Annotated in this window: 13 protein-coding genes and 2 pseudogenes; 12 read left to right on the forward strand and 3 right to left on the reverse strand. The window is 55.6% G+C overall.

Annotated features, from left to right (window positions below; translation table 11 throughout):
* From QZ197_RS12375 to QZ197_RS12385, 3 genes and pseudogenes are all read left to right on the forward strand, one after another.
* Positions 1 to 474, forward strand: a pseudogene (locus tag QZ197_RS12375) (hypothetical protein); the annotation flags it as partial.
* A 257-nt stretch (positions 475 to 731) separates the two neighbouring features.
* Positions 732 to 1,034, forward strand: a complete 303-nt coding sequence (locus QZ197_RS12380) for a helix-turn-helix transcriptional regulator (protein WP_296432313.1) — start codon at positions 732 to 734, stop codon at positions 1,032 to 1,034.
* On the forward strand, positions 1,027 to 2,247 hold the full coding sequence (locus QZ197_RS12385; protein WP_296432314.1) for a type II toxin-antitoxin system HipA family toxin: 1,221 nt from the start codon (positions 1,027 to 1,029) through the stop codon (positions 2,245 to 2,247). Before QZ197_RS12380 ends, QZ197_RS12385 begins: the two co-directional genes overlap by 8 nt.
* Before the next feature lie 42 nt (positions 2,248 to 2,289).
* Here the strand turns inward: QZ197_RS12385 and QZ197_RS12390 are convergent, their stop codons facing one another.
* Complete coding sequence (locus QZ197_RS12390; RefSeq protein ID WP_296432315.1) at positions 2,290 to 2,886, reverse strand: DUF6088 family protein; 597 nt, start codon at positions 2,884 to 2,886, stop codon at positions 2,290 to 2,292.
* Between the two features lie 254 nt (positions 2,887 to 3,140).
* Between QZ197_RS12390 and QZ197_RS12395 the strand changes: the two genes are divergently transcribed.
* A complete protein-coding gene (locus QZ197_RS12395; RefSeq protein ID WP_296432316.1) occupies positions 3,141 to 3,395 on the forward strand; it encodes a helix-turn-helix transcriptional regulator in 255 nt (84 codons plus the stop codon).
* 296 nt (positions 3,396 to 3,691) lie between these two features.
* Positions 3,692 to 3,889, forward strand: coding sequence for a hypothetical protein (locus QZ197_RS12400; RefSeq protein WP_296432317.1), 198 nt, complete (start codon positions 3,692 to 3,694; stop codon positions 3,887 to 3,889).
* A gap of 153 nt (positions 3,890 to 4,042) precedes the next feature.
* Here QZ197_RS12400 and QZ197_RS12405 read toward each other — a convergent pair whose 3' ends face one another.
* A complete protein-coding gene (locus QZ197_RS12405) occupies positions 4,043 to 5,452 on the reverse strand; it encodes a DUF6880 family protein (RefSeq protein WP_296432318.1) in 1,410 nt (469 codons plus the stop codon).
* Between the two features lie 175 nt (positions 5,453 to 5,627).
* Positions 5,628 to 6,095, reverse strand: coding sequence for a hypothetical protein (locus QZ197_RS12410; protein ID WP_296432319.1), 468 nt, complete (start codon positions 6,093 to 6,095; stop codon positions 5,628 to 5,630).
* 658 nt (positions 6,096 to 6,753) lie between these two features.
* Here QZ197_RS12410 and QZ197_RS12415 point away from each other — a divergent pair.
* The 7 genes and pseudogenes from QZ197_RS12415 to QZ197_RS12445 all read left to right on the forward strand — a co-directional run.
* Positions 6,754 to 7,632: a zincin-like metallopeptidase domain-containing protein gene (locus QZ197_RS12415; protein ID WP_296432320.1), complete on the forward strand. Its 879-nt coding sequence runs from the start codon at positions 6,754 to 6,756 to the stop codon at positions 7,630 to 7,632.
* On the forward strand, positions 7,629 to 7,808 hold the full coding sequence (locus tag QZ197_RS12420) for a hypothetical protein (RefSeq protein ID WP_296432321.1): 180 nt from the start codon (positions 7,629 to 7,631) through the stop codon (positions 7,806 to 7,808). Before QZ197_RS12415 ends, QZ197_RS12420 begins: the two co-directional genes overlap by 4 nt.
* 445 nt (positions 7,809 to 8,253) lie before the next feature.
* Positions 8,254 to 8,562, forward strand: coding sequence for a hypothetical protein (locus QZ197_RS12425; protein ID WP_296432322.1), 309 nt, complete (start codon positions 8,254 to 8,256; stop codon positions 8,560 to 8,562).
* Positions 8,559 to 8,762 carry a hypothetical protein gene (locus tag QZ197_RS12430; protein ID WP_296432323.1) on the forward strand — a complete coding sequence of 68 codons (204 nt, stop codon included), beginning with the start codon at positions 8,559 to 8,561 and terminating at the stop codon, positions 8,760 to 8,762. Before QZ197_RS12425 ends, QZ197_RS12430 begins: the two co-directional genes overlap by 4 nt.
* A pseudogene (locus tag QZ197_RS12435) lies at positions 8,759 to 8,947 on the forward strand (hypothetical protein); the annotation flags it as partial. The gene QZ197_RS12430 and the pseudogene QZ197_RS12435, both read left to right, overlap by 4 nt.
* 23 nt (positions 8,948 to 8,970) lie before the next feature.
* A complete protein-coding gene (locus QZ197_RS12440; protein ID WP_296432324.1) occupies positions 8,971 to 9,252 on the forward strand; it encodes a hypothetical protein in 282 nt (93 codons plus the stop codon).
* A 176-nt stretch (positions 9,253 to 9,428) separates the two neighbouring features.
* On the forward strand, positions 9,429 to 9,887 hold a 459-nt coding region (locus tag QZ197_RS12445), incomplete at its 3' end, for a hypothetical protein (RefSeq protein ID WP_296432325.1).

Below are 9,887 nucleotides of genomic sequence, written 5' to 3' on the forward strand. Positions count from 1 at the left end.
CCAAACCATCCTAAAACCATCCATAAACCACCTACGCGCAGGCGCGAGGCGGCGGAGGAGGTTGAAGATCTTGAATCTGAGAAGATCCTGGCGGCCTATCCTGAGGACAGGATCCGAGATCGACGGACCAGTCTGCGTCTGGTCGCAGCGGCCTTGAAGGCAGGCGTTGAGCCCGATGACCTGCTTCAGGCGGTCAAAGCCTATGCCAAGGAAAGCGAGGGCTACACGCGCAGCAAGGTCTGTTTCTCGGACAACTGGTTCAAGATGCGTCGATGGGAGAAGGGGCTTACCCAGATACAGGCGGATCGCGAGAATGCTCGAGAGGCCGAAGTCAACGGCCGTACCCGGCTCGCTAGCTGGATCCATGAGCGTCATCCTATGTGCCGCCATATCACCAACCGGCAGTTTCAGGACCTGATCGCAATGAGGCTGGTGACGCCTGAGCAGGTTCGCGCGGCGGGGCTTCGGGCGTGACTTTCAGGGGTAATCATCAAAATTATCCCGCGTTTGTCGACGGTTTGAGTAAGATGAGCAACATGAGAGAGCAAGTGCGAAGGATTGAAGAGTTAATGTTTCCTAGAAATAACGCTAAGTCTCCCAATGTTTCTTTGAGATAACGCAAAGCCTAATCTGGCTTGAGCGAAGAGCCTGCGTTGCGAAACACCACGTGTTGACATTAATGTGATCTCCGCATAACATTATTGGACTTTGTGTTACTTGGAGAGATCATTATGGCTGTTGCGATCAAAATGCCCCGGGCAGCACGCAAGGAACTCACGACACTTGGTGAAAACATTCGCATTGCCCGCCTGCGCCGAAGGCTAACCGCTGAAATTGTTGCGCAACGTGCCGGAACAACTCGACAGACCATAGCCAAGATCGAAAGCGGGAATCCAGCAGTCAAGATTGGCACCTACGTGGCAGTGTTGCAGGCGCTTGGCCTTCTGAAAGGATGGGGGCATCTCGACGACTCGGTTGGTGATCTGATGTCCCTGGATGACCTGCCACAGCGAGCGAGATTGAAAAATGGTTGAGGTCTGGATCGACTGGAAGGGGTTGAAACGGGTTGGCACGCTCCACCGCACCGCAGGACGGGGGCGAGAGCGGGTGTCCTTTACCTATCATGACGATTGGCTCGGCGACGAAAATGCCTTTGGGCTTTCGCCGGATATGCCTCTGGGGATGGGGCAGTTTGTCCCTCAGGCAGGGCAAGACATGCTTGCTCCAATTGGAGATTCTTCCCCCGATACTTGGGGTCGGACGGTTATGAGGCGCTTTGAGGGCCGCATGGCAGAGGCCGAGGGGCGACGCCCTAGGACGCTGCAAGAAACAGACTACCTGCTGGGGGTAAATGACGAGACCCGTTTGGGGGCACTACGCTTCAGGGTTGATGATGAGTTTCAAGAACGCGAGGGGATTGGAGTGCCTGCGTTGCTTAGTCTCGGTGATTTGCTTCAAGCGTCTCAGCGCGTACTTCGCGGGGAGGAGACCGCCGAAGATCTTAGGATGCTGTTTGCCCCAGGAAGTTCCTTGGGGGGGGCTCGGCCAAAGGCCAGCATTCTCGACCAACACGGGCGTCTCTCTGTTGCGAAGTTCCCGAAAGAGACGGACACCTATTGCGTTGAACGCTGGGAAGCCATCGCGCTGGAGCTGGCAAGGCGTGCCGGAATTACTGTTTCTGATCACACCATTGAGATGGCGGGCGATAAGCCGGTCTTTTTGTCTCATCGATTTGATCGGAACGAAGACGGCAGAATCCCATTCATTTCGGCGATGGCTATGCTCAACGGAAGAGATGGGGAAAGCTACAGCTATTTGGACTTGGCAGATGTTATAACTTCGGAAAGCGTCACTCCGGACCGAGACCGAGAGGAGCTCTACAGGCGGGTCACCTTTTCTATTCTTGTAACGAACCTTGATGACCATATGCGAAATCACGGATTTCTTCGTGGGCAAGGCGGCTGGCACCTCTCACCAGCCTACGACATTAATCCGGTTCCGAACCAACCACGTGTGCTCAAGAGCTACGTCGACGATGACAATCCTGATGCCAGCATCGCATTGCACCGCGCTCAACATGAGAACTATCTTCTAGAGCTCGACGACGCCAATCAAATAATTGCAGAGGTGGCTGAGGCGACAATGGCTTGGCGTGAAGTTGCCCGCGCCTTGGGTGCACCGGACAGAGAGATCAAAGAGATGACGACAGCCTTCGAGCACGAGGAAACGGATTTGTTGCGATTGTGAACAGGGGCAGTTCTCGAAACTAAGCGCAGCTATCGACTTGGCTTATGCGTGCGCAACAATCTGTTTCACGATCGGGTGCATCCAAGCAGGGACATGCCTGCTTTGCTTTGCCAACAGCATCCGGTCCTTGTCATCCAGTGCGCGAGCAAGCTGGTCGACGATTTGGCTGTCTACACGATCCTTGCCAAGATAACGCAATGCCTGGAAGATCACCCCGGTCTTATGGCCTGCGCCGACCAGTGTCTTGGAGGACGCGTTCCGGAATTGGATGACTTGCAGCCCAACTTTTTTGGTCCGTGTTGGGCCGTTGGTCATGTAGGTAGGCTTGGAAGGCACCTGAGCTGAGAGGCCCAACCAGTTGGCGGCCATTGATGGCGACGGTTGCAGAATCTGACCATCCTTACGGGCAACTGCCTTTGCGATGTCATCTGCGGATGGCGACAGAAACCCGAAGCGAGGACTCTTCTTTGGGTAGTCGTATAGTCCCCGTGTGAGCCGTCGGATCACTCCCTGATCGGCCAGACGCGACAAGGCTTGGTCTACGCTTGCGCGTGACCCGATATCAAGAAAGTCAACCGGTGCAAAGATTGCCCCGCGGCCCTTTCCAATGATGCGTTGCTTGATATTCGACGTAATCATGCTTGAACTCTTTGTCAGAAAATCATGCATGTTTTTCTGAAAGTCAATGAGCCGTTGAGAGCGAGAATTCAGGTCCGTGCAGCCGGGGTGAAAGCGTGAGGTAGCATGGTGGTGTCAAATTTACGCTACAGCGCAAACTTCTCCAATTTACGCTGTAGCGTAAACAGCCAGGAGTTAGGGTATTTGACGTATGATACTCAGGTCATAATTGAGCTTTATGACCTGAGTATCATAATCACGGCAGGAGAACTGATTTGCAAAGCCTTGTTCGCACTCCCAAAAACCTCGGGCATGCAATCCGCCAGGCTCGTCGAGAGAAGAACTGGACGCAGGCTGAACTTGCAATGCGCAGCGGTGTTTGGCAGGAAACCATCTCAAAAGCCGAGGCTGGAAAGGGCGGCACTAAACTAGACACGGTCTTCGCGCTGTTGGCTGCGTTAGACGTAGAGATCATGGTCGAGAAGCGCAGCAACGGTATGTCTTCAGAGTTTGATGGCATTTTTGAATAGTCTGTTGCAGCGGCGTTGTGGCCGTCAACACCTCATCGGTCTGCCAAAGCCCTTCGTCTTCTTGGTGCGGTATGACGCGATCGATTAGTTTGCTAGTGCCATGTCCGATCCTCAATGCCGTGTTTCTGATTGCTGAACATAAGCGGGCAGCCGTGCAAGACGCGGTGTGAGCACCGCTTCAACAGGAAAATCCCCCTGCGCCAGCGCATTCCTCGCGAAACAATTTTCCCGCTGACATCCCCTTGGTGCCCGCTTTGACCATGTTCATCGAAACACTCAAAGTGAGGATCAAAAAAATGGCTACTCAAACTCTCAAACTGAACGTCAAATCTGGCGAAAAAGACGGCAAGAACTTCTGGGACCGCTGCGGCGTTCTCTTCGTCAACACCGATGACACCGGCAACATCACGTCGATCAACGTCAAACACAGCATGTTCCCCGACGTCGAAATGGTCGCCTTCCCGCGACGCATCGATGATCCGGTCACCGAGTGAGCAGTGCGCCGGGGCGGGTTTCCCGCCCCGGCAAGCTTGCAATGTTTTTGGGGTCAAGATCTCCATGCACTCTGGTCTCGAGCCAACGGCAAACGCAATATTCAGGTCATGACCAACCCAACCGACTTCCGGGCGATTTCCTAGATGACCCATCTACTCAACTCGTCCCCAAAATCCGGTTTTGCGGCCATGTTTTTTGCGGAGTTCAGACAGATATGCCTCATGGCCCATAACCTCTTTTGGCAACAAGGGGTCGGCGGTTTCGGCCAATAGGGTCAATTTCCCCAGATACTTAGCACCATGTCCATAGGCTTTGGACCGTGCACTCTTGAGGATATCGTCAAGTAATGCGCGATAGAGGATTGTTGCCGCAGCAGGATGCTCATGCTCCAGTGTGCCTGCCGTTTTTGGCAAACTATGCCAATGGCTTCCATCCCAATTTGAGTAATGTTGAAGGATGACCTGTGCAGCCAGGTCAAGCCGTGGCCAATCGAGATAAAACCGCAGTGCCGTTTCCGGGACTGGGTGAGACAGGCCAAGTTTTAAGGCCTGGGTTTCGGCGTCGATATCGTCAAAATCAGGTAACATTTTCAGATATTCGCGCAGAATGTCAGCCGACAGCCGGCTCTCAAAACATTGCCAGCGCAGAGCTTGCGCAGCAGGTTTGTCATCCAATGCCTCCAGAATGCGCGCTTCGAGTTGGATCTTTCTCGGCGACAATTCATCATCCTGCCCTTTAGCGCGTGATCCGGGTTTGCGCACCCAGTCCAGCGCCTCAGTTGCACGCCCGACACCCAGAAGACGTTCGGCAATACCCTGCACGTCCTGTAAATGCGGTTCCTTGGCGCTTTCCAGCGCAATCAGCAGGTCAATGTCGCCGCGCGCCTCTGCAATCGTCTGGCGCATGTCTGACCACTGCGAGGTCATCGAATAATGCCAGCGATCCGTCGAAAGCTTGGCCTCTTCAGCCTTGCGCTCTTTAATTGTGGCGTTCAGGTCCGTGTCCCACTGCGCAAGTGTTGACTGGGGCAAATGGGGTGCGACGGCTTTGGCAAGATCCGCCAGATAGCCATGGGTTGTTTCACCAAGGCGCGCCATTATTTTGTCGGGCATCAAGGCGGCTTCGGACGCGCTCAGCTGTGCAGTCAATTTCCCGGCGCTGATGATAGCAAGGTAATAGACATCCTGAACGTGGCCCGATGAATCATCGACCCGTTCAAACACGTGTTCATGGGTGGCAATGAAACGAATGAACCGGTCTATCGCCATATCTGGAGCGGCCGGTGCCAGTTCCGCCTCTATCGTGTCTGTCAGGCTTTGCAGGTCATCGCGAAAGGCGCGGGCTTTGTCCCATTCAATGAAGCTTTTGGCACGTTCCAGCCCCGACAGCCGTCTGTCGATCAGCTTTGCAATCCCTTCAGGCCCGGATTTCGCGGCTAGTGCCGCTTTGACCTGACGGCGAAAGCCAGCGTTGCGCTCCGCTTCATCCAGCACCAGTTGGGCAAGCTTTGCAGCAGGCAGCTCGGCCAGTTTTTCGATAGAAAGAGCGGATTTTCGGGGCATAGCTCAGATCACTTCTTCTTGCGACCGAACCTGGCGGTTCTGGGACAGGCGGGACAAACGGTTCTGGTTCAAATCAACGCGGAACATGGTTAATACTTCTCTGAATTTGAGCGAAGTGCCTTCGATCTACTTTTGGCTGACATAGGTCACATTGCTATCGCAACCATCGCTGCTTCTACTGTTCTGTGATCAGCGAAACAATTTGGCTTCCAGTGCCATCCGCGCGTAAGTCGATGTCATGTGCGGAAGAAAGGACAAAACCAAGGTTCTCGCCAAGTCCAAATGGATAAATCACCGGTTGCGCCTCCAACGTCCCGAGCCCGACAGGACGCCCAACAGATTTAAGCACCGCCTTGGTCATCCAGCGCACCAGATCCGGTCTTTCCAGAGCGAAGATCTTCTTTCGGGTGAGTGTCTTGCGGTTTTCACTGCGATCGAGGGTTCCCCAATCGATTTGAGATTGAATGACCATGTTCGTCATCCTTCTCGTTCCTTCTCGTTCACCGTAGATTTCTGCCATCCGACGATGCACCTCAGCCGTGGTGCAGTCGCCTTGAAGTGAGGTCAATCGCCCGATGATTTCAGCCACTTTTGCGAAGAAGGGATAGGTCACGATTGCCATCCCAGAATAGGCGAAACTCAATAAACTCGAGCCTTTGCTCAACGCCCCATCGAAGTTCCGACTTTTCGTTATTCAAGATGGCCTCCGAGCAATTTATACGTATTAAAAGTATGCGCGCACATTTTTTGGTCTGGCAGAATGCTAGCGGTGTGATGTTACCTTTGCAAGCGAACTTTCTAAATTTGTCGGTAGGTTAGTGGACATGCTGCTTGTGAAAATACTTCGTCTCTAACGCCAGGTGTCATTTTTTCTACCGGCAAACTAACCTAGCCGCGCTTCGTGCGCGCGGCTCTGATTGATTCAATGGACAGCACTAAGGTGAGCTCACTTCGTCTGCTCACCTTAGTGCTGACGTTAATCAAATTCTTTGTCCGCCCAACATCCCTGACCGTGGCGGTCAACCTTAGTCCATCCCCAAAAACAGCCACCAATTTCCCCTGTCTCGCAAGCGAGCCATTCCTCGCGCGGCAAATTGGCGTCGGTTTTTGGCGCAGACATTTTCTTCGCAAATGTGGCCGATTGACAGCCCCGTTCAGGGCCATGGGTCGGGCTTTGCCCTCTCCCACTCTGTTCCGCCGAATACATGCGTATTCGGTCAGATCAGGTGGCCGAGCCGCAGCCCATCTGCGGAAGGAAGGCACCAAGCCTTGCCCGCACAACCTTGAACAGGAGGCCACAAATGGCACCGGAATTTGATGTTTATGCCCATGTCACCGACACCATTATTGCAGAGATCGAAGCAGGCACGCCGCCATGGCGCAAGCCGTGGACTGGTAGCGCGTCCGGCATTGCCTTGCCAACCCGTCACAATGGCGAAGAGTATCGCGGGATCAATATTCTGATGCTCTGGATCATGGCGGCAAAGAACGGGTACGTGTCCAGCCGCTGGATGACCTATAAACAGGCGCAGGATTTGGGTGGTCAGGTCAGCAAGGGTGAAACGTCGTCGACCGTTGTCAAATACGGCACATTCACGCGAGAGAACGATTTGGGCGTTGAGGAAGAACTGCCCTATGCGCGCGCCTATCGCGTATTCAATGCGGATCAGATCGAAGGCTTGCCCGAGGACTACTACATCCGGCCTGAGGCACCGCGCGACCTCGGCACGGGGAAAGATCCAGAGCTTGAGGCGTTTTTCAGTCGGACAGGGGCGGAGGTCCTCACCAGTGACGACCCGCGTGCCTATTACAGCCCCGCAAAAGATCACATCCACATGCCGCCGATTGGAACGTTTCACAATGGGGCAGGCTATTATGGGACGTTGGCCCATGAGGTGATCCATTGGACCGGCAGCGAAAAACGCCTCGACCGGATCAAGAAATTCGCCAACCGCGAGGCCTATGCCTTCGAGGAGTTGGTGGCCGAGATCGGCGCCTGTTTTCTGGGGGCACAGATCGGCGTTGCGCCGGAGTTTGGACAAAGCGCCGTTTATGTTGAGGGCTGGTTGAAAGCGCTCAAGGAGGACAAACGGGCGATCTTTCGTGCGGCGTCCGAGGCGCAGAAGGCAGCCGATTTTGTCCTAGCAGCCGCAGGTCAATTGAAAGCGGCCGCAGCATGAGCGGCCCCGCAATCCTGCCCCCGATGACGTGCCGCAAATGCGGCGCGTCGAACCCGGTGATCTTTCTGGCACCGGTCATCGTGAACGGCAGTGCCACGTGCATTTGCTTGGATTGTGCCGAGGTCCGCAAATGGTTGGATCCTGATGGTAACCTAAAAGCGGGTGTTGAGCTTTGAGCACCTGCGCCCCGCCTTGGTGGCGGGGCGCAGTCACTTTGAACGAGAAGAAAAATTGTGGCCCGTGCTGCTGGGCACGGGCCGCTCTGACAAACGGACTGTGCGGAGGATCGACTGGCTTTCAGCCCGCTCACCTCCTTCAGGCTCTTTTTCGTTTAATTGGTCCGCCCAACATCCCTGTCGCGTCCCGTCAATGGGCAAGCGCCGCGCGGGCGCGCCGTCTTTGTCAGCAACCGTGTCCTCGCGCTGTAGGCGCTGCGGGCCGCTCCACTTGCTGGCTTCGACCCATTGACTGGCCGCTCCAGGGCCGTGGGTCGGGCTGTGCCCCCACCCACTCTGTTCCGCCGAATACATGCGTATTCGGGCAGATCAGATTGGCCGGTGCGCAGCCCATCGGCGGAAGGAAAACCAAGCCCCAACCGCAGCACCCAAAAGGAGGCCACAAATGGCTCACAAATATCAGCCCCCGAAATGCTGGACCTGCGACTGCGATCGCACGACCGGCGGTCACATCATCGATGGGCTCTATAGCGCCTGCGTGTATTGCGGGAAGCATCGGCATGAGCTCAAGGAAATCGTTGTCCAATCGGGATTGGGTGGCGTGTTCTGTGTCGAGATCCTCAGTGTCGAGGATGATTGCGCCAAGGTGAAGGTGGTCAAAAGCTCGAACGGCTTTGACGCGCTGCCGCCCTTCACTGTGCCGTTCAAGGACATCGCTCCGCGTTGGAAACACAAGGCGGGAGAGATCCGATGATCGCAGGCTATCACAGCGATGATTTTGCGACCGCGCGTGTGGAAGACACCGTCAGCCTGCGAAGCGCTGCACGTGAGGCGCGCGCCACGCTTTATGCGGTGTTGAACCGGCTGGAGCTGAACGATCTGGAAGGCGAGGAGCAGCCCTATATCGACGATTGTCTTGGAGCTCTTGCAATCCTTGAGGAGGCGTTGCGATGACCCTGAACGAGATCAAAACAGCGGTGGACGCGGGCAACCGCGTTCACTGGGTCAACAGCGGGTATGTGGTGACGCGTGATGTCCTCGGGCAGTACCTGATCACCTTCACGCGGAATGGGTCAGCTATCGGTTTGACCAGTCGGGATGGCACCCACCTGAACGGCAAGCCTGACGAATTTTTCATCACGGAAAGCGCGGAGGTTTTGCAATGAAGTATTCTGAACTCAAACAAGCGGCCCGCGAGGGCCGCGCCAGCGTGCATCTGCACGGGTTTTGCAATCTGCCCGATGGCGGGCAGGAATATTGTGATGATCCAGCACAGATCGATGGCTGGGCGATCTATGTCAGGGTGGAGACACCGGACGATCCGCAACAGCCCTTTGATCTGCACGAGCTGCCTGATCATCCAAACTATGCCAGCGCCAAAGGCGCTGCCAGCGCACTTGCACTGCAACTGCTTGGTGATGCTGAGGCATGGAACCACGATTGAGTGGTGCCATGCCTTGCGCATGGTGCCGGGCTTTGCCCGGCGGTCGCAGCTTTGGCTGCTCCAAACGGAATACGAGGCCGTTGATACAAGATTATAATCTTGCATCAATTATGACGATACGTCATAACGGAGCGGCCCCGTATGAGAGTGGCAAGAAATAGGGATGATTACTTCACATGGCCGCACCCCGCGCCAAATCGATGATCCGCCTGAGCCAGGCGGAGCGTTTTGCCATCACGCGCAAGCGCTCTGATGGTGTGACGGTTGCAGATCTGGCACGGGAGTTCGGCGTTACGACGCGCACGATCCACTACACGCTACGCGCTGATCAGGACCGCAAGGTCGACGGGCGCGTGCGCACAGAGGTGGCAAATGTGCGGCTGACGCCGAATGAGCTGGCGACGTTTGATGCAGTGCTGGCCCGGCGCGAGATCCACAGCCGAGCGGACGCGTTGCGGCGGCTGGTCCATGCGGCGAGCGATCTCTTTGTGCCAGATGATGATCTGGCCTTGGAGATGCGCGGGCTGTCGGCCGCGCTGAACCGCGCGGGCAACAACGTCAACCAGATCGCCCAGCGGTTGAACGAGGCCAAGCAGCGCGGCAAGACCCCGCCCTACGGCAACAGCGCCCATACC

It is taken from the genome of Yoonia sp. (genome assembly GCF_017854415.1).
Classification (GTDB): domain Bacteria; phylum Pseudomonadota; class Alphaproteobacteria; order Rhodobacterales; family Rhodobacteraceae; genus Yoonia.